This is a genomic window from Planktotalea arctica (assembly GCF_002105285.1).
Taxonomy (GTDB): domain Bacteria; phylum Pseudomonadota; class Alphaproteobacteria; order Rhodobacterales; family Rhodobacteraceae; genus Planktotalea; species Planktotalea arctica.
In genome coordinates, this window is record NZ_MUHR01000001.1 from 60,295 (window position 1) to 80,001 (window position 19,707).

Below are 19,707 nucleotides of genomic sequence, written 5' to 3' on the forward strand. Positions count from 1 at the left end.
GGCAGCACATTGTGAAATCCGGTGTGCTGCCTGTTGCCTATTGGGCGGTAAAACTATTGCCGAACCAGCGCGTCAGGATCGCATCATAGGTGCCGTCCTCGCGAAATTGTAGCAGCGCGAGATCGACGTCTTCCTTTAAAGCACTGCCCGCGGGAAACAGGATTCCGTAGTTTTCTGGGCGGTAGACTTTGTCGATCAACCGGGCGAGGCCTGCGCCCTCATTTTGTTGGTAATAGGCCAGGATCGGTCCATCGAAGACTACAGTGTTTATCTCGTCTCGCTCGAACGCGCGCAGCATGGCACCGGGATCGCCGAAGCCTTGAAACTGGATGCCGTGTTTGTCGAGAAAGCTATCGGAGGTCGATCCGGCGACGGTGCCAACGATGCGCGCTTGCAGATCGTCCATGGTTTGCACGTTGGCTTGCAAAGCATTCACGGTGACCTTGGCCGTGATCGTGCCGGCGGCAACCAGCAAAAGGGCAAAACCGGCGACCATCGCGACGACGCCGACGACACCGCCTGCCACGCCCGCGACGCTGCGCATCAAAAGCCAGCCGATCAGCACCAGAAGGACCGCGCCCAGAACGTAGGACAGCGCATCACTGCCGATGTAGGACAGAAACTGATCGCTCAAGCCCGCTTCCTTGGGAAGCAATATCTGAATGCCGCTGCCAAAGATCGGCTGGCTGAAATCCATCGCGCGTTCGCGTTCGGCGGTGATAGAGATATTGGCGATCGCACCGTCCACGCGCCCGGCACGCACATTGGCGAGCATATCGCCAAAGCGGTTGTTAGGCTCGAAGACCACTTCGCGGCCAAGCTGGTCGGCGATGGCGCGCATCAGATCAATGCTGAACCCTGTGATCTTATCCCCTTCGGTATCTGCGAAGGGCGGGCGATGCACGGTGGCAAAAACCAGCGGCTCTTGCGTTTGCGCAAAGCCGGGCAGCGCCAGCGAAAGAAGCGTCAGCAACGCCAAGGTCATTCGTTTGAGAGAGGCCATAGGTGCAAGGTCCGCCGTTAACGTAGGGGTGGCGAGACTGTGTTCCGTTTCGCCTATGCGCGTCAACCGAGCGGGGTGCTTGACGCAGACAAGTGCAGCAGATACGCCGCAACTCATGACAGATATGCCCAAAAAACCCCGTAAAAAGCAGCAGGTCTACACACTATTGGTGCAGGCGGGCCGTTCCAGCAGTGATGGTTTCCCCGAAGGTTCGAGCGGTGCGGCACTGATGATCTATGCCTCGGGCGTGGATGAAGCGGAAGCCGTGCGCGAAACTGTCGCGATCCTCAAGCAGGCCGACGTGGCGCCTCTGGACGTCACGGGCTACGGCACGTTGGACGAGCGCCTGTCGGAGGGCCATGACATTTCGGACGACGAGCGAGAGCTGATGCAACGCGCTCTGGATGAAAATTCGGTGATCATCGCGCAGATGACACCGCTGTTCGATGACAAGCCTGTAAATTAAGCTGCGCGCATTGCAGCAAGTGTGATCGCTTCGAAGGGTCGCAAGATCTGGCTAAAAGTGGTCGCATGTTCCGGCAGCAGATTGCGTGGTAGCGCAGAGAGCGTTGTGTGCTTGAAGATATCCTTGCGCCGACGCAGACGACCGATGAACAGGCTTTCCAATGCAAGCTCGGATGCGATGAACGCTTCGCCTGCAGGGAGCAATAGCTGGTAATAGGTCATTGTGCCGCGCGTGGGCTGCGCAATTGCGGCGGTGCCGTTGATCAGATGTTGCGCAGGGATCAGCACGCTGTCGCACCCGAACGTATATTCCACGTCAGAGCCGCCCACGATAAGGCGCTGCGTCCCAGCAATGACCAAATCCGATTGCAGGCCAAAGTAGGGCGCGCGCAGGCGCACGGGGGCGTTGCTGCCAAAGGCAGGCGTGACTTTTTTGAACACGCCCAGAACGGGAACGATGTTCCCCGAGGCGCTTATCACCGTATCTCCGGGCTGCATCGCGCCGATCTTGCGATAGCCCTGAGACGTGAGAACAGGTGTGTGATAATCCAGCGTTGGCGAGGGGCCGATCGAAAGCGGGCCTTTGTGAAAGCCGATATAGGACAGGTTTTGTGACACTGACGCATCGCGCATTTCCGCGAGCGCGCCCAGAACTAGAGAGCCGGGCAAAGGAATGCAGCCTGCCAGTTCGCGTGTGAAAAGTGCATCGTCGCCCGGATGCTCTATCGAAAGAAGGCCGTCACCGGTGTCGCAATCCCAGTTCAGGGTCAGCCGGAAACTGGCCGTGCGCGCCTGAAGCGTGTGCGAGATCAGAGCATGAAAGACGTCCTGCCCCGATGAAATCAGAACCGAAAACCCCTCGCCCGGTATGGACTGGATGCGTAGCAGGCACGGGTCTGGATGCAGGCTCACCACTTCCAAAAGCGTCGCGGCGCGGTTGTCAGAGGGCAGGGGCGCTTCGATCACTAAAGCGCCTGCGCGGATCGGCGCCTCTGGGGTTACCGAGGCATGGGCCGCGGTGCGCGCGTCGCTGCCACCGCTCCAGGCAAGCCAGCCCATCAGGCGGCGCTTTCGAGTAATAGAGCGGCCTCGTGCTTGCGCAGAATACGGCGCGCGGACTGGCTGTAGCCCGCGCCTGTATGTGGATCGAGCTCGGGGAAAAGCGCGCAAATTTCTGCAATCGCTTCTTCTTCGAACAGGTTGGTGATCTGGCCACCGGGCAGGAAACTTTCGCTCTCCAGCCCGTTGGAAATGACGATCTGATGTTGATCGAACAGCAGATGCACATAGCGCACATCGCCGCCTTCGCGCACGCGCACGCTGTCATCGTTGACCAATTCCCTGGCGGCCACCAGCACTTCGGATTCGCCGAAAAGCAGTTCTGCCATTTCGTCCTGTAGCAAGATGCGGTGCAGCGGCGAGACTCGCAGAACGCCGTGCTCGCCAAATGTGTTTGCGGCAATTTCGATGGGGGCCATCTTGCCGCTTGCTGCGACTTCGCGTTGCCCGATCCAGCGCAGAGGCTGATATCCCTGATCATGAGTGAGGATCATATCACCCGCCTCGAGCACTTCGACTGGCATTCTGCCTTGATCGGTTTCGATCAACGTGCCTGCGACAAAGCAGGGTACCATATCGAGCGTGACAAAGCCGGTGTCGGTATTGCCCGAAGCATTTTCGATTGCATAAGTGAAATTGACGGTTTCCGTATCGCCATCGCCGACCACATCAAAGGTGCCATCGGCGTTCAACTGGACGGTTTGCCCGGTACCAAGGGTGATGATGCTGCCGACCGTGACGGCCTGTCCGTTGATATGGGTGATGGTTATCGCACTGCCCGAGGCATTGGTGTCGTTGGCCTGAACGTCGATGGTTTTGGAGCCGTTGGGATCGACTGTAAAGCTGTCGTCATTGGCGATCAGCGATGTTTGCACCGAGTTTTCTGCGATCAGAAGGTTGGAATCGTATTGGGCGTCCGAAACATCGGCAATGCCGATGCGGATGGAATTGGTAACGCCGGGAATGACCGCCATTTTCAGCGACATGGTGACGGTAAAGCCATCCATCTCGGTGTTGTAGTCGTCGTTCGAATTATCAATGAACAGGTTGCTGTTGGCGTTGCCGTTGATGTTGCCGGGGTCGGCATCGCCGTTGCCGATAAGCATATCGACCTGAACACCATTGACCCAGACGCCGACGAAATCCTGATAGAGCGAATTGACGTATTCGGGATATTCCTCGGAGGAAAAAACGAATTGCATCGTCATTGTGTCGCCTGTGGGGATGAAATCCACGTCCAGCATTGCGGCATCATATGTGATGTTGTTGGTGCTGCCGCTGGCTGCGAGGTCGAAATCGTCTAACCCGTCATAGGCCGTGCCGAAATGGTTTGTCGACGTGCCAGTCGAGCGGTTGGGATCACCATTTGATTGCGTAAAATCGCGCACATTGCCTGTGGATAGGATAACCCCGCGGTCCCCTGGCGTTGCGTCAGGCGAGCGTGAATCGCCGCGCCAATAATAGCCCGAAGCGTCGCTGTCACCCGTGTAGCTTGCGCTCTGGATGGCGACGCCATCACCAAAGATGCGCTGCGCCATGTTAAGCGCAGACTGGTTGGTATTGTAACCTAATTCACTACCTGTCGCCATGCCTCAATACCTTCGTATTGAGACAGTTCAAACTGCCCTACGCCCGCATTGTCGCGGATCTTTTTCTGTTTGGCCACGTTGGGCCTATACTGCCGTTTGCCCTGCCTCGGGTCAATTTATTGACAAGTCTCTAACACGTGGCTGTGGGTTTCGGAAACTGTTTTGAGTGAGTGGAAGGCATTGCACGTGCTGCTGCGTCCCTTTTTGGCCACAACCTCATGGGTTTGTTTGCATCAATGCGCGCACGGCAGTAGCTATGCAGGCAGGTATGCTCGCCCCAAAGGAAATGCTCATGACGCCCATCGATCCTGTTCAATTGACCGCCGAATTGATCCAATGCCCTTCTGTCACGCCTATCGAGGGGGGCGCTTTGGTCTTGCTCGAGAACGCACTGAACGCGGCTGGCTTTGAATGCACCCGCGTCGATCAGGGTGGCGTTTGCAATTTGTTTGCGCGCTTTGGCGACAAGGGCGCGGCCAAGACTTTTGGCTTCAACGGTCATACCGATGTCGTTCCAATCGGAGATGAGGCCGCGTGGACCCACGGTCCGTTCAGCGCAAAGGTTGTTGATGGTATCATGTACGGGCGCGGCACGACGGATATGAAATCAGGCGTTGCCGCTTTTGCCGCTGCTGCAATGGATTTCGTTGCTGCGACACCCCCAGATGGCGCGGTGATCCTTGCGGTCACGGGCGATGAAGAAGGCGATGCGATTGATGGGACCACTGCTTTACTCGAATACATGGCCCGCGAGGGCGAAAAAATGGATGTGTGCCTCGTGGGCGAGCCGACATGCCCGAACATGATGGGCGAGATGATGAAGATCGGGCGACGCGGCTCGATGACTGCTTGGATCGAAGTGACGGGAAAGCAGGGCCATAGCGCCTATCCCCACCGTGCGAAAAACCCGCTGCCCGCGTTGGTGCGCCTGATGGATCGGTTGGCGTCCCATGAGCTTGACCAAGGCACGAATCATTTCGATGCCTCCACCTTGGCGGTGGTGACGATCGACACGGGCAATCCTGCGACCAACGTGATCCCCGCAAGCTGCCGTGCTGCGGTGAACATCCGTTTCAACGATTTACATAGCGGCGCGAGCCTTAGCGATTGGCTGCGCGCAGAGGCGGATAAAGTGGCTGATGAATTCGGCACGCCTATAGAGATGAAGATCAAGATTTCGGGCGAAAGTTTCCTGACGCCCCCCGGTGCATTGTCCGATCTGATCGCCAAATCGGTAGAAGCAGAGACAGGGATCAAGCCTGAGTTGTCCACATCCGGCGGCACGTCTGATGCGCGGTTTGTGAAAGATCACTGTCCCGTGGTCGAATTCGGCCTTGTTGGGAAAACCATGCACCAAGTGGATGAAAACGTACCTGTTGAGCAGATAAACCAGCTCAAAAGCATCTATGGCCGCATTCTGAAAGATTACTTTGCATGAGTGCGTCGCACACGGTTGATATAGCGCTGTGCCAATCTTTGCGCCGCACCGTTTTCACGCTGGAGCAGGGCGTAAGTGTCGCAGAGGAGGTCGATGGGCGAGACCCTGAAGCGGTGCATTTTCTGGCCACGTTGAATGGCAAACCTGTCGGAACCGCGCGCATTTTGATCAAGGGCGATACTGCCAAAATCGGCCGCGTGTGCGTTCTGAAAGAGGCGCGCGGCACGCACCAAGGCCAAGCGCTTATGGCGGCTTGCATAGATTGGGCGCGCGAGGCTGGATTAAAACGTGCGCTGCTCGGGGCGCAGCTAACTGCGCTCGGATTTTACGAGGCTTTGGGGTTTGTTGCTTTTGGCCCTGTGTTCGATGATGCGGGCATAGATCACCGCGATATGGAGCTGATGCTGTGAAGGCCAAGCTGGTTATCATGGTTAAAGAGCCCCATCCGGGGCGCGTTAAAACCCGCCTTGGCCGCGACATTGGCCTGACCAATTCCGCATGGTGGTTTCGCCACCAAACCCGAGCGCTCTTGCGCCGTATTGAGGACCCGCGCTGGGACACGTTGCTGGCGGTTTCCCCTGATGTCGAGGGGATGAAGAGCCGCATTTGGCCTGCGCATCTTCCACGCGTGGCGCAGGGACGGGGCAACCTCGGGGATCGCATGGCGCGTCTTATGCGCGGTCTGCCAAGTGGCCCCGTTTGCATCATTGGCGGCGATATCCCCAGCATCATTCGTCCGCGCATCGCCGAGGCCTTCAAAGCGCTGGGCGCGCGCGAGGCGGTCTTTGGACCCGCGCCTGACGGTGGTTATTGGTTAATAGGGATGAAGCGGGCAAAGCCCCCTGCGGCCAACATCCTGCAAAACGTGCGTTGGTCCAGCGAGCATGCCCTAGCGGATAGCGCGCGTAGCCTTGGAGATGCGTCCATCGTGCGCGTCGCGACCTTGCAAGACGTGGATACGCTGGATGATCTTTTGGGCATGCAGTACCCGTGCAAATATCCTTGATCATTCCTGTTTCTTTCTAACGGGATCATCGTTAATGCACTTAATAGATGTAATTTAAGAGTGGAGTCTCCCATGTCGTTGGAGCAAACAAATCAATTCCGTCAATTTGAATTTAGCGGAAATGCAAAAGAGTGGTTCGGTATCTGGATCGTCAATTTGCTATTGTCGATTGTCACAGTCGGGGTTTATTCCGCTTGGGCCAAGGTGCGCACAAAGAAATATTTCTATAATAACACCAGCGTCGAGGGTCGCAATTTCGACTATCACGCGACTGGGGGTCAAATTCTCAAAGGACGTTTGATCGTGATTGCCGCGCTTGTGGTGTTCCAGATTACCATAACGGTTCTGCCGATTGCCGGCCTGATTTTGGTACTCGCGCTTTTGGTTGGCTATCCATGGCTTTTGACCCGCGCGATGATGTTTAATGCGCGTCAATCCAGCTTTTCCAACGTGCGCTTTAATTTCGTTGGCACATACGGGCGCGCGGCGATGGTCTATCTGGTCTATCCGATCCTGTGTTTGCTGACGCTTTATACAACCGCGCCTATCCTTGATCGCACGATTAAGCGTTTTTCGATCAACAATCACAAACTTGGCCTTGCGGGCTTTGACATGGATGCGCCAATCAGTGCGTTCTACAAAGCTGCCGGGCTTGCGCTGCTTTGGATTGTTGTCGTTTTTGTTGCGGCGATATTCTTCTTTGGTTTCAGCTTTGGCGCATTGGCAAATATGGATGCGCTGGTCGAGGATGACCCAAGCGTGTTCATCGCGATGATGGCGGCCTTCTACGCGGTGTTCTTCGCAGGCATCATTCCTGCGGGCTTTATTTATCAAGCCTTGACGCGTAATGCGATTTACAATGGCACAACGGTTGAGGGCGGACATAAACTGCGTTCGAACATTGGCGCGGGCAAGTTGCTCTGGATTGCATTGTCCAACATGGTCGTTGTGGTTTGCACGCTTGGCTTGATGCTGCCATGGGCGCAGGTGCGTATGACGCAGTATCTTGCCGATCACACGGGCGTTGAACTTGGCGGTTCGCTTGATGATTTCATCGGTACGCAGCACGAGGCGACCACAGCGCTGGGCGATGCCTATTCCGACATCGAGGGCATCGACGTCGGTCTGCCGATCTAAGGGGCTGGTGCGATGATGCAGCAAGTCACGCTAAACGGGCATGCCTACATTCGCGGATCATCGCGCCGCATTCCGGCCCGTTTGGAAATTGCCAAACACGGCGGTGAAACGTGGCTGCGCGTTTTGCCTGAAACAGAGGCCGAATTGTCGTGCGCGCGCTTGTTGGATATCGCCATTGATCCTGCGCTGGGCCGCGCGGCGCGCAAGCTGACCTTTCAGGATGGCACTGTATTCGAAACCACAGATCATGCGGGGTTCGCTTTTCTGGACAGTCATACTCACGGTGCGCGCTTGCACCGTTTGGAACGCTTTGGTCCGCATCTGATCGGGTTTACTTTGGCCTGCCTCGCTGGTGCATTTCTGCTTTGGCGCTACGGTTTGGACATTCTAGCGGCGCTTGCGGTTGCGATGACGCCTGCTGTGCTTGTTGAGCAAATTGACCGCGGGACGATGCAAACGATTGACTATGTGATGGCCGAGCCCAGCCAGCTTAGCCATGAAGAGCGCGACAGAGCGCTTGGGATTTACCAAGCCGTCATCGCAGAATTGCCGGAGGCAGAGCGCAGCGCACGCGACTTCCAGCTATTGTTCCGCCACATGCCTGAGGTTGGACCCAATGCCTTTGCGCTGCCCGGCGGCACGATGGTGATGACAGATGCTCTGCTGCGCGAGTTCCCCTCCGAAGATGTGATTGCCGCCATTCTAGGTCACGAAATCGCGCATGTGGTGGAAGAACACGGTTTGCGTCGGCTATACCGCTCGCTTGGTGCATACGTCTTGATCGCTTTGCTGGCGGGCGACACCGGACCGATGCTTGAGGATGTTTTGCTGGAGGGCAACGCGCTGCTGTCGCTGTCCTATTCGCGCACGCAAGAGACGGCTGCGGATGAATTTGGCTTGGCCCTATCGCATCAAGCAGGTTTCGATCCTGTGGGGCTCAAGGTGTTCTTTAAGGCCTTGGAGAGCGAGATGGGCAGTGGTTCCGAATGGAGGTCGAGCCACCCGAGCCATAGTGCGCGTATCGAAGCGATTGATGCGTTTATTGAAACGCTGCCAGCGCGTTAGGGTGTTTTATCTGCGCTTATTCCTTCGATATAGCAGTGGCCATCGAGCAGCGTTTGCAATGCGCGTTGGCACTGTGACTTGCGCGCGCGGCGTGCTACATCGCGCATTATGAGCAAGATACCCACAAAAGCCGCGATCCTTGAATGGATTTCTGACAATCCAACCCAGAGCGCCAAGCGCGATATTGCCAAGGCCTTCGGGATAAAAGGCGCGGCGCGTATTGATTTGAAGCGCATCATGAAAGAGCTGGAGGCCGAAGGTCATCTGGTGAAGCGCAAGAAAACGTTTCGCGACCCAGACAACCTGCCGCCTGTTTCTGTTTTGCAGATTATCGGGCCGGACAGTGACGGCGATCTTGCCGCGCGCGCACTTGAGTGGGAAGGGACCGGTGAGCAGCCTCAAATCCTGATGATCCCCAAAGCGAATGATCCTGCGCTGGGCGCGGGTGATCGCGTTTTGGCGCGTGTGACCAAGCTGAAGGGCGCAGGCAACCTCTATGAAGCGCGTCTGATACGCCACATTGGCGCGAACCCTGAACGCATTCTAGGCGTGTTCCGGACTAGCCACGAGGGTGGGCGCATCTTGCCTATCGACAAAGGCTCGAGCAGCGAATGGGACGTGCCTGCGGGCGCGACGAACGGCGCAAAAGATGGCGAGTTGGTCGAAGCAGAGCAAGCCGGCCCCAAGTCGCGCATGGGCCTACAGCGTGCGCGCATTGTAACGCGCCTTGGCGATCCGACCGCGCCCAAAGCAGTATCGCTGATCGCGATCCACCAGCACGGCATTCCCGACCATTTCCCTGACGAAGTGATTGCGGAGGCGGATGCTAAAGAACCCGCTGGTCTAGAAGGACGCACCGATCTGCGCGATGTGCCGCTGGTCACGATCGACCCTGCCGATGCGCGCGATCACGATGATGCCTGCTATGCAGAGGCGGACACGGACCCCGCCAACAAGGGCGGTCACATCCTTTGGGTCGCAATTGCTGATGTGGCGCATTACGTGACGCCCGGCTCCGAACTTGACCGCGAGGCGCGCAATCGTGGCAATTCCAGCTACTTCCCCGACCGGGTTGTGCCGATGCTGCCGGATCGTTTGTCGGGTGATCTTTGCTCGCTGCACGAGGGTGTTTCGCGCGCTTGTATTGCTGTGCGGATCGTTATTGATGGCGAAGGACAAAAGCTCAGCCACGCATTCATGCGCGGTTTGATGAAATCCCCCGCTTCGCTGAATTACACCGAAGTGCAGCAGGCGATGGATGGAAATCCGAATGAAAAGACCGCGCAGCTGGTGAATTCGGTTCTGCGTCCGCTTTATGGCGCCTATGCTGCTCTTAAAAACGCGCGCGCGGTGCGTCAGCCGTTGGAGTTGGACCTGCCAGAGCGCAAGATCATTCTGGATGACGAGGGCAAAGTCACCTCCGTTGCCTTTAGCGAGCGTTTCGATGCGCATCGTTTGATCGAAGAATTCATGGTTCTCGCCAATGTCTGCGCCGCTGAAACGCTGATTGAGAAGAAACAGCCGCTCTTGTTCCGCGTGCACGAAGAACCCTCGCAAGACAAACTTAACGCATTGCGCGAAACGGCGCAGGCGGCAGGGCTGACGCTGCCTAAAGGGCAGGTTTTGCAGACGCGGCATCTCAATAGCCTGCTCAAGCAGGCGGCGGATACGGACGAGTCCGAACTCATCAATATTTCTACTTTGCGATCCATGACGCAGGCCTATTACGCGCCGGAGAACTTCGGCCACTTTGGCCTCGCGCTGCGCAACTATGGCCACTTTACATCGCCTATTCGCCGCTACGCCGATCTGATCGTGCACCGCGCCTTGGTGACGGCGCATGGCTGGGGCAAGGATGGTCTGACGCAAGTGGACGCGGACGGGCTGAAAGAAACGGGCGAGCATATTTCCCAGACCGAGCGCCGCTCTATGGTCGCTGAGCGTGATACGACGGACCGCTATCTTGCGGCCTTTCTCAGTGAATATGTGGGTGAGGAATTGGGCGGGCGCATCAGCGGTGTCGTCAAATTCGGGCTGTTCGTGAAGCTGGATGCAACGGGGGCAGACGGGCTGATCCCTGTGCGCACCTTGGGGCGCGAGTTCTTTGATTTCGATGCGGATGCTTCGACCCTGACGGGGGTGGAGACGGGTATCACACTTGGCCTTGGGCAGCGTGTAACGGTCAAACTTGCCTCTGCCACGCCGCAAACGGGTGGGGTAGAATTAGAACTGCTGACGGTTGAGGGCAACGCAATGCCCAAGGGCGGAGGTGGTCATCGGGGCCGCGGCAAACCCACGCGGCGCAAGGAAGTTAGCTCCAAGCGCAAGGCGGATAAGGTGAAGCGCAAAGTGCAACGCACGCGTTAGTGCTTTTGGTAAACTTATGTGCGCATGCGCTCTACATAAGGGGGGCAACCCGTCCCGCCCTTGAGCGTTCATATTGCGCAAGGATGATCGCGCCTTCCGATTGAATCGCATGCGCGCTCTTGAAGTGGGCACGAATAGCTTTCGCCCCAGGTGCGCACTGATGCGTTGGGATCGGCGAATACTTGCACTTAGGGTGGTTGATTTCTTTCGCATTGGAAACAATCACGCTACCGTCTGTGTAATTGGCTCTGAAAGGCGAACACATGCGCGCGCTATCCTTCGGTCTTTGCTTCACTCTTGCCTTGGTTGGTTCCGCCTCTGCGGGGCTTGTAGAACGATCTTTGCGGCCTGAAATGCGTCCTAGCTCCGAGGCACCTGTTGCCGCGCAAACGGCGGCGGTAGCGGTCGCGATACGCCCCATCGCGCGCCCTGCAGTGGTCACGAAAGAGCGCGCTGTGACACCAGCCGCGATCTTGGCAGCGACTTCGAACGCAGGGTTCAAGCGTTGGGTTTCAGGATTTCGCGGGCGTGCATTGAGGGCGGGGATCAGCGCAACGGTGTTCGAACGCTCGTTTCGCGGCGTGCAATATCTGGATAATGTGATCAAACGTGACCGCAATCAGAGTGAGTTTAGCAAGACGATTTGGGACTACCTCGATAGTGCTGCATCAGATACGCGCATCGCCAATGGCAAGGCGGCGCTCGCGCAGCATCGTGCCAAGCTGAACGCCATTGAGGCGAGATACGGTGTCGAGAAAGAAGTCGTTGTCGCGGTTTGGGGGCTAGAGAGCGCATATGGCGCGTTCCGAGGTAATACGCCGATCGTTTCGGCGCTGGCGACCCTTTCCTATGATGGGCGACGCGGGCAGTTTTTCGAGAGCCAACTGATCGCTGCGCTGAAGATTTTGCAGGCGGGGGATACATCGCCTGAAAACATGACGGGTAGCTGGGCCGGCGCGATGGGGCATACGCAGTTTATTCCGACGTCCTACCTGGATTATGCCGTAGATTTTACAGGCGACGGGCGGCGCGATATCTGGGCGGATGACCCATCAGATGCGCTTGCATCGACTGCCGCATACCTCAGCCGGTTTGGTTGGGAAACGGGCGTGCCTTGGGGGGTGGAGGTCACTTTGCCGCGCGGCTTCGATTATGATCTGGCAAGCCGAAAGATCAAGAAATCCCCCACTGATTGGGCTGCGCTTGGGGTGATCGGCGCGAATGGTAAGGCTGTGCCGAACCATGGCGCGGGTTCAATTCTGCTGCCCGCAGGTGCGCGTGGAGTGGCGTTAATGGTGTTCAAGAATTTTAAGGTGATTGAGCGATATAACGCGGCGGATGCCTATGTGATCGGGGTCGGGCATTTGAGTGACCGGATTGGCGGCAGCGGTCCGTTCAAGGCTGATTGGCCACGCGAGGATCGCGCGCTGACGTTTGTGGAGCGCCAGCAAATGCAGCGCCTGCTGAGTGCTGCGGGCTTCAATACCAAAGGTGTGGACGGCAAGGTCGGGCCGAAAACCATTGCCGCGATCAAGGATTTCCAACGCTCTGTCGGGATGGTTCCTGATGGCTATGCCTCGCTTGATCTGCTCAAGCGTTTGCGCTGAGTTAACTCCCGGGAGCCTCTGGCAGGAATGTTTAGGCAGAAGAGCTAGTTGCGCTCAAGCTTTGGGCATGCGCCTTTGAGGTAACAGCGCTCTACCGTTTCGAGTATGGCTTTGCTCGGTTCGTAGAAGATATGCCCGCCGCAGGGCGTGCTTGTGACGGTGTATCCCGCAGGGGTTTGCTTGAGAAAAGCGAGTACGGTTTTACCGCTGAGGGCAGCCGCGCACCAAGGGCCATAGCATAGAATTTCCAAGCTAAGTGGTGTGTCGAAACGATGGGTGAAGCCTGATTTTCCCAGCGATGTGCCGCTCATCCGCGCTTTGATGCGGCTTGTAGGGGGCGTCTCATTCTGGCGCTGCATATCGACTTTGGGCAGTTGGGTCTCATCGAAGGTCAATGTGCCTGTGGCGGCGACATAGCCCTCCTTGGCGTTGATGACCTCATGCAGGGCTTCGGGCAAACCGAAGGGCAGGCACGAGAGCGCACTTGCGGGGGCAGTGATCAGAAGTGCGGCGCAAATTCCTGCAACACGCGCGCATAGACGTCGCGCTTGAACGGTACGATATTGGCAACGAGCTCGCTTGAAGGGGTCCAGCGCCACCGCGAAAATTCCGGAATTTCGGTCGCGATGTTGATGTCCGCATCCGTGCCGTGAAATTTCATGAGAAACCATTTCTGCTCCTGCCCTTTGTAGCGCCCTTTCCAGAGCTTTGGCACAAGCGCGTGGGGCAAGTCATAGGGAAACCAGCCCTGCGTTTCCCCGACCACCGTGACAAGCCCTGGTGTAACGCCGGTTTCTTCCTCAAGCTCGCGCAGGGCTGCAACGCGCGCATCTTCGCCTTTGTCAATGCCCCCTTGGGGCATTTGCCACGCATTCGCGCTGCTATCGAGGCGCTGGGCGGTAAACACCTCGCTTGACGGGTTGATCAACATGATCCCGACGCAGGGGCGATAGGGCAGGGCTGCGATTTGTTCGGGGGTCATTTGGGCGCTCTCCTAGCGATACTTTGCAGCGGTGATAAACTCACCGAAGCTCTCGCACCAGACCACAACTGTGTTGAACTCGGATACATCGACGCCATCTGGCACGCTCAACAGGAAGCCGCCAAAGGTTTTGACCGCTCCGATCCGCTGGGCCTGCGCCTTGATCGGCTCGAATTCGTCCTCGTGCTCGACGAATTCACGTGTGAGGTAGACGAAATAATCAGGCCCGGGTGCGAGTTTGCCCTCATGCACGATTTCGCGCGCGCTGATGCTGATCGTGCCCTCACCCCAATGCAGGAAATCGCTGCCGCGCAGATCGCGCGTTAATTCAGCGGTGAACAACGCGCTTTGTGCCTTTTCCTCAAGCATCGCGGCATTCGGGCTGCTGGGTGCCGTCAGGATCGGCAGGAAATAGATACCAAGTGCGAAACCGATTGCGAGCGCGACACTGTGCGTGACGATGAAAGATATAAGGCGGCGCATAATGGGTTCTTTCGCGTGTTCAGGAATGAAAAGAGCGGGCTGACCTGCAACCCGCTCTTGTTTCGCTTCATTTGTTTAAGGCACGAATACTACTCTTTCGGGCCAAGTGCACTGAGACCTTTGAGGATATCGATAGCATAGGCGAGTTGATAATCGTCCTCGCGCAGCTTCGCGACGGTTTCAGCTTTTTCGCGGTCCGCTTTGATCTGCTCGATCTGATCTTCGGTCAGGCTGTCGTTGTCGAGGCTGCCGCGCAGATCACCCTCGGAGCGATTGCGCCGCGAGATGCTTTGCTCTTCCTCGGGCTCTTCCGCTTCAGGTTGGCGGCGGGGCTGCTCGACGATGATGTCGGGCGATACGCCAAGTGCCTGAATGGAGCGACCAGAGGGCGTGTAATAGTGCGCTGTCGTCAGACGCATTGCGCCGTTGCCGCGCAAAGGCATGACCGTCTGAACGGAGCCCTTGCCAAAGCTCTTGGTGCCGACGACGATCGCGCGGCGATGATCTTGCAATGCGCCCGCGACGATTTCGGAGGCCGATGCAGAGCCGCCATTGATTAGAACCACGACAGGTTTGCCCATCGCCAGATCGCCGGGCGTCGCGTTGAAGCGATCACCGTCAGCCGGGTCGCGGCCACGGGTCGAGACGATTTCGCCTTTTTCAAGGAACGCATCGGATACACGGATAGCTTGGGTCAAAAGACCACCGGGGTTGTTGCGCAAATCAATGATAAAGCCATTTACGTTGTCCATGCCGCCCAGCTTTTCCACTTCCTCGGCAAGTTTCGTTTCAAGGTTCGGGGTTGTCTGATCGTTGAACGTGGTGACACGCAATACAACGCTTTGCCCTTCCGCGCGTGAGCGCACGGCGGTGAGTTTGATCGTATCGCGCACGATGGAGACGTCAAACGGCTCCGGCTCGCCTTCGCGCACCACAGTGATGATGATTTCAGAGCCGACAGGGCCGCGCATCATTTCGACCGCTTCATCAAGGGCAAGGCCAAGGATGCTTTCGCCGTCCACATGCGTGATGAAATCGCCCGATTCCATGCCGGCTTCATCCGCAGGGGTGCCGTCGATGGGCGAGACGACTTTGACGAAGCCGTCTTCTTGCGTGACTTCGATTCCGAGACCGCCGAATTCACCGCGCGTTTGTACGCGCATATCGTTTGCATCGTCTGGAGACAGATACGAGGAATGCGGATCGAGCGAGGTCAGCATTCCGTTGATCGCCGCTTCGATCAGATCGCCTTCATCGACTTCCTCGACATATTGCGCGCGGATGCGCTCAAAAATATCGCCGAACAGATCAAGCTGTTCATATACGTTGACCTTTTTGTCCGCCTCTTGGGCTAGCAGCGGGGCGGCGACTTGCGTGGTCATGACGACCGCAGCCAAAGTGCCTCCCACTGCGGCCATGATAAACTTTTTCATGTGCTCATTCCTTGTCTGCCTTGAACCAATCCAGCGGGTCCACGGAACTGTTGTTTTCTCTTACGTCTATATAGAGCGTTTCTGAGCGGGTGTTTCCACCCCCTTCACCTGCTTGTGAGACGATCTGGTCGATTTGATCGGTATTTCCGCCCATCAGACCCACAGGGAAGCCTGCGGGCAACACCTGGCCGATTTCTCCGTAAAGCGTTTCGAGGCCGGTCAGCACGAACAAAAGATCGGCTTGTGGTTCCAGAATGACCACATTGCCATAATCGAGCAGGGGTCCGTGATAGCGGATGGTGGCCGTCGTAGGCGTCGTCACCAGTGATCGCGCACGTGCGGCGATCAGGATGCCGGGGCGCTCGATGCCGGCTGCGTCCGCTTCGCCCGCGCGGCGCAAAATGCGGCCCTCGACGGGTAGAGGCAGTGTGCCTTTGAAAGTGGCGATATCTGGCAGCGGCCCAAGCGCTTCGGAGGTGGTGATCTTGCTGAGACCCCCTGCGAAGGCGTCCAGCGTTTCGGTCGAGCTGATCAGGATCGCGGTGCGCACAGGATCTTCGGTGAACTTCTGGGGCAGGTCTTTGCGATCCGCCATGGCCTGACTGAGCGCGCTGCGCGCATCCTGAACGCCGATCAGGGCGGTGCGAAGCTCGTCCGTCGCCGTTTCCTGCAAGCTGCGCAGCAGGCTCATTTCCTCGACATCGCGGCGTAGCGCATTGGCGCGCGCACTCAGCGCGGGGGTCATTTCCGCAACCAGCATGCCCGAGCGCACAGCACCCGCAGGCCCATCGGGATGCGCCATAAGAACCGGAGCCGGTGCGCGGCTGATGGTTTGCAAAATTCCGAGTAATTGTGCCACTTCACCGTCGCGCGCCGATAGTTGGCGGCTCAGCACATTCTCGCGCGTGGCGGCAAGGCGCAGACCCTCGCGCATGGCATCGAGGCCGGTCTCGAAGGCTTGCACGGTTGCCGTGAGCGCCTTCACGCGGTCGCGCGCTGATTTCGCGGTTTGCAATTGGCTTGAGGCTGCGCGCAGCTTGTCCGCCGCCGCTTGCGCCGTTGCGCCGGGATTGTCCTGCGCCGGAAGCGGGCTGGCCAAACTCAAGGCGATCAGAAAGGCGAGCAGGGCTCGCATCAGGTGATCAGGCTCTTGCCGGTCATTTCGGGCGGTTGCGGCAGGTCCATCAATTGCAGCAGCGTCGGGGCTAGATCGGCAAGTCGCCCTTGGCGCAGAGTTGCTCCGGCAGGTCCACCGACCAGCGCCACAGGCACAGGATTGACCGTATGCGCGGTATGCGGCCCACCTGTCACGGGATCGAACATCATTTCGCAATTGCCATGATCCGCGGTGACGATCATCGCGCCGCCTGCGGTTTCGAGCGCATCCAGCACGCGGCCAAGGCAAGCGTCCACCGCTTCACAGGCTTTGATCGCAGCCTCTAGATCGCCGGTGTGACCCACCATGTCGGGGTTGGCGTAGTTGGTGATGATCAAGTCATAGCCGTCGTTGATTGCGCCTACGAAGGCGTCGGTGACTTCAGCCGCGCTCATTTCGGGCTGCATGTCGTAGGTTGCAACCTTGGGGGACGGGGCCATGTACCGATCTTCGCCCTCTTCGGGGATTTCCACGCCGCCATTCATGAAGAACGTGACATGGGGGTATTTTTCCGTCTCTGCGCAGCGAAATTGCAGCTTGCCCTGTTTCGCGACCCATGCGCCTAGCGTGTTGGGAATGTCGCGCGGGGGGAAGACGGTTTGCAGATATGCGTTATGCGCTTTGGAATACTCGACCATTCCGAGGACAGCCGACCAAGCTGGACGAGGGCCCGTTTCAAACGCGTCAAACTCTGGATCAGCAAGCGCGGCCAAAATCTCGCGCGCGCGATCAGCGCGGAAATTTAGGCAGAAGAGGCCGTCGCCGTCCTTGGCACCAGCGTAATCGCCAATCACGCTCGCTTTGATAAATTCATCGGTAATACTCTCGGCGTAGGCGGCATCAATCGTTGCTTTGGCGTTTGGCTGGGCTGCGCCCTTTGCGTTTAGCATAGCATTAAATGCGGTGCTGACACGTTCCCAACGGTTGTCGCGATCCAATGCGTAGTAGCGCCCGCATACCGTTGCGATCTTAGCGCCGGCAGGCAACGAAGCTTCGAGCGTGTCGAGGTAGCCGAGCGCGGAAGATGGGGACACATCGCGCCCGTCTGTGATGAGGTGAAGCGCGACCGGCACGCCTGCCTTGGCAATCAGATCGACAGAGGCAACCAGATGCACCAGCGAGCCATGCACACCGCCATCGGACAAAAGCCCCATGATATGTGCGGTGCCGCCGCTGGCTTTGAGGGTTTTGATGAACCTCACCAAGGCCTCTGCCTTAAAATAACTGCCATCCTCGATCGCCAGATCAATCTGCCCAAGGTCCATCGCGACAACGCGCCCTGCGCCGATGTTCGTGTGGCCAACCTCTGAATTTCCCATTTGCCCGCTTGGTAGACCTGCATCCGGTCCATGCGTGATCAGTTGCGAGGACGGGCCTTGCGACATGATGTGATCGAAGTTTGGAGTATTGGCGAGGACAGGTGCGTTTCCGGAGGTGTCGGGGCTGATACCCCAGCCGTCCAAAATACACAAAACGACAGGTTTGGGAGTGGTCATGGCTGATACTTTCTTAGGCTTGCGCCCCTTCTAAGAGAAGCGTGTAGCCAAGGCAAAGCTAAACCCTGTGATACGGTCCGCCTGAGAGGATTGATGCCGCTCGATAGAGTTGTTCGGCCAGCATCACACGGGCGAGCATGTGGGGCCAGACCATGTTACCGAAGCTGAGTTTGAAATCTGCGCGCTTGCGCAGTTCAGGGTCAATCCCGTCCGCGCCTCCTATGATGAACGCCAGATCAGAGCGCCCCGCATCGCGCCATCTGGCAATTTGGTTGGCGAATTTGGGCGAAGTCATCACGCTGCCTCGCTCGTCCATGGCGCAGATCACAGCGCCCTTGGGGATGACGCGCTCCAGCAAAGCGGCCTCTGCACCCATGCCGAGGCTTTTCTTGTCCTCGACTTCCAGAACGGACAAAGGGCCGAGGCTGAGGCCCCGACCCGTTCGGTCAAACCGTGTTTGATAATCGTCGAAAAGCACTTTTTCCGGACCGGCGCGCATCCGCCCGACAGCACAGACATGTACTTTCATGAGGGATTAGCTCGTTGTGGGGCGCGGCATGACTTCGTCGCCGCCAAGCCACATCTTTTCGATCTGGTAGAACTCGCGCACTTCGGGGCGGAACACATGAACGATGATATCGCCCGTATCCAGCAGAACCCAATCGCCGCTGCCCTTGCCCTCTAGCTTGGACGCACGGCCCAATTCCTGCTTGATCTTGTCTTGCAGCTTCTCGGAAATCGCAACGACCTGACGCGTAGAGCGGCCAGAGCAGACCAGCATGTAATCGCCAATAGCCGATTTACCGCGCAGATCGATCTGCACGATGTCTTCGGCTTTGTCGTCTTCAAGAGAGGCCATGATAAAGGCCAGAAGCGCATCGCTGCTGGTGTCATTGGGGCCGGTCATCGTGGTTGACCCAAGATCCGCGGCCGTTGCCGCATCGGTTTTAACAGACAGGACACTGTCCTCCATAAGCACACCGATTCTGCCCCGGTGCTGGGTTTTTGCTATGTAGCACTGACAAGGTGAAATCTCAACCTGTGCAGTTGCAGCATTTTTGTGGGGAAAATGGGAACGGCTCAAAGCAGTCTTCGGGGTTTAAAGTTCGTCAGTGCCTGCCTTGTAGGTCTTGCTGCGGGACGGAGCTTGCTGCAGTGCGGCATTTGATTTGCGCCTTATTTTTAGGCGGTGACTTTTGAAAAGGCTAAGTTTTCACCAAAGCCGCACCAGTGGAGCTGATTTACCTCGGGAGCGCTTCAACTTTGGCCATCCAAGCTCAACGCTCTGACTGTCCGCATTTGGGCAATTCAATGCCACGCGAGGGTGCAATCCTGGCAGAAAACGACCCTCGCATGGCTGCAACGTAAAAGCTGCGTAATCCGGTTACCATGACCGCTGGGCCCTGCCTAGTATCGTGATC

The 19,707-nt window shown here is 57.6% G+C and carries 19 protein-coding genes; 8 read left to right on the forward strand and 11 right to left on the reverse strand.

The window, feature by feature from the left end:
* Positions 1-37 precede the first annotated feature (37 nt).
* The gene (locus B9P63_RS00325) at positions 38-1,120 is read right to left on the reverse strand and encodes a transporter substrate-binding domain-containing protein (RefSeq protein WP_085306564.1); all 1,083 of its coding nucleotides are present in this window, start codon (positions 1,118-1,120) and stop codon (positions 38-40) included.
* On the opposite strand from B9P63_RS00325, the gene B9P63_RS00330 reads away from it, so the two are divergent.
* The gene (locus tag B9P63_RS00330) at positions 1,119-1,469 is read left to right on the forward strand and encodes a hypothetical protein (protein ID WP_085306565.1); all 351 of its coding nucleotides are present in this window, start codon (positions 1,119-1,121) and stop codon (positions 1,467-1,469) included. The genes B9P63_RS00325 and B9P63_RS00330 overlap by 2 nt on opposite strands.
* Here the strand turns inward: B9P63_RS00330 and B9P63_RS00335 are convergent.
* Positions 1,466-2,527 (reverse strand): Hint domain-containing protein, encoded by a 1,062-nt coding sequence (locus B9P63_RS00335; RefSeq protein WP_085306566.1) that lies wholly within the window; start codon positions 2,525-2,527, stop codon positions 1,466-1,468. The two genes, B9P63_RS00330 and B9P63_RS00335, sit on opposite strands and share 4 nt — an antisense overlap.
* Positions 2,527-4,116 (reverse strand): Hint domain-containing protein, encoded by a 1,590-nt coding sequence (locus B9P63_RS00340; RefSeq protein ID WP_085306567.1) that lies wholly within the window; start codon positions 4,114-4,116, stop codon positions 2,527-2,529. Before B9P63_RS00340 ends, B9P63_RS00335 begins: the two co-directional genes overlap by 1 nt.
* Positions 4,117-4,408: 292 nt before the next feature.
* Here B9P63_RS00340 and dapE point away from each other — a divergent pair, with 292 nt between their 5' ends.
* From dapE to B9P63_RS00375, 7 genes are all read left to right on the forward strand, one after another.
* Positions 4,409-5,554: a succinyl-diaminopimelate desuccinylase gene (gene dapE, locus B9P63_RS00345; protein ID WP_085307024.1), complete on the forward strand. Its 1,146-nt coding sequence runs from the start codon at positions 4,409-4,411 to the stop codon at positions 5,552-5,554.
* A complete protein-coding gene (locus B9P63_RS00350; RefSeq protein WP_085306568.1) occupies positions 5,551-5,964 on the forward strand; it encodes a GNAT family N-acetyltransferase in 414 nt (137 codons plus the stop codon). The genes dapE and B9P63_RS00350 overlap by 4 nt, the downstream gene beginning before the upstream one ends.
* Complete coding sequence (locus B9P63_RS00355; protein ID WP_085306569.1) at positions 5,961-6,560, forward strand: TIGR04282 family arsenosugar biosynthesis glycosyltransferase; 600 nt, start codon at positions 5,961-5,963, stop codon at positions 6,558-6,560. The genes B9P63_RS00350 and B9P63_RS00355 overlap by 4 nt, the downstream gene beginning before the upstream one ends.
* A 72-nt stretch (positions 6,561-6,632) precedes the next feature.
* The gene (locus B9P63_RS00360; RefSeq protein WP_245830510.1) at positions 6,633-7,697 is read left to right on the forward strand and encodes a YjgN family protein; all 1,065 of its coding nucleotides are present in this window, start codon (positions 6,633-6,635) and stop codon (positions 7,695-7,697) included.
* A 12-nt stretch (positions 7,698-7,709) separates the two neighbouring features.
* Positions 7,710-8,762, forward strand: coding sequence for a M48 family metallopeptidase (locus B9P63_RS00365; RefSeq protein WP_085306571.1), 1,053 nt, complete (start codon positions 7,710-7,712; stop codon positions 8,760-8,762).
* 108 nt (positions 8,763-8,870) lie between these two features.
* Positions 8,871-11,129 (forward strand): ribonuclease R, encoded by a 2,259-nt coding sequence (gene rnr, locus B9P63_RS00370; RefSeq protein ID WP_085306572.1) that lies wholly within the window; start codon positions 8,871-8,873, stop codon positions 11,127-11,129.
* A gap of 263 nt (positions 11,130-11,392) precedes the next feature.
* Entirely contained in the window at positions 11,393-12,736 is a 1,344-nt protein-coding gene (locus B9P63_RS00375; protein WP_085306573.1) for a lytic murein transglycosylase, read from the forward strand.
* Positions 12,737-12,780: 44 nt separating this feature from the next.
* On the opposite strand, the gene B9P63_RS00380 is transcribed toward B9P63_RS00375, so the two are convergent.
* From B9P63_RS00380 to rsfS, 8 genes are all read right to left on the reverse strand, one after another.
* Positions 12,781-13,194 carry a hypothetical protein gene (locus tag B9P63_RS00380; RefSeq protein ID WP_085306574.1) on the reverse strand — a complete coding sequence of 138 codons (414 nt, stop codon included), beginning with the start codon at positions 13,192-13,194 and terminating at the stop codon, positions 12,781-12,783.
* Between the two features lie 41 nt (positions 13,195-13,235).
* Entirely contained in the window at positions 13,236-13,718 is a 483-nt protein-coding gene (locus tag B9P63_RS00385) for an RNA pyrophosphohydrolase (protein ID WP_085306575.1), read from the reverse strand.
* A 12-nt stretch (positions 13,719-13,730) separates the two neighbouring features.
* A complete protein-coding gene (locus B9P63_RS00390; protein ID WP_085306576.1) occupies positions 13,731-14,201 on the reverse strand; it encodes a DM13 domain-containing protein in 471 nt (156 codons plus the stop codon).
* A gap of 89 nt (positions 14,202-14,290) precedes the next feature.
* Positions 14,291-15,634, reverse strand: a complete 1,344-nt coding sequence (locus B9P63_RS00395) for a S41 family peptidase (RefSeq protein WP_085306577.1) — start codon at positions 15,632-15,634, stop codon at positions 14,291-14,293.
* A gap of 4 nt (positions 15,635-15,638) precedes the next feature.
* Positions 15,639-16,769, reverse strand: a complete 1,131-nt coding sequence (locus tag B9P63_RS00400; RefSeq protein WP_085306578.1) for a murein hydrolase activator EnvC family protein — start codon at positions 16,767-16,769, stop codon at positions 15,639-15,641.
* Positions 16,769-18,286 (reverse strand): 2,3-bisphosphoglycerate-independent phosphoglycerate mutase, encoded by a 1,518-nt coding sequence (gene gpmI, locus B9P63_RS00405; protein ID WP_085306579.1) that lies wholly within the window; start codon positions 18,284-18,286, stop codon positions 16,769-16,771. Before gpmI ends, B9P63_RS00400 begins: the two co-directional genes overlap by 1 nt.
* Positions 18,287-18,344: 58 nt before the next feature.
* On the reverse strand, positions 18,345-18,815 hold the full coding sequence (rlmH, locus tag B9P63_RS00410) for a 23S rRNA (pseudouridine(1915)-N(3))-methyltransferase RlmH (RefSeq protein ID WP_085306580.1): 471 nt from the start codon (positions 18,813-18,815) through the stop codon (positions 18,345-18,347).
* Positions 18,816-18,821: 6 nt separating this feature from the next.
* Positions 18,822-19,259 carry a ribosome silencing factor gene (rsfS, locus tag B9P63_RS00415; RefSeq protein ID WP_085306581.1) on the reverse strand — a complete coding sequence of 146 codons (438 nt, stop codon included), beginning with the start codon at positions 19,257-19,259 and terminating at the stop codon, positions 18,822-18,824.
* Positions 19,260-19,707 lie beyond the last annotated feature (448 nt).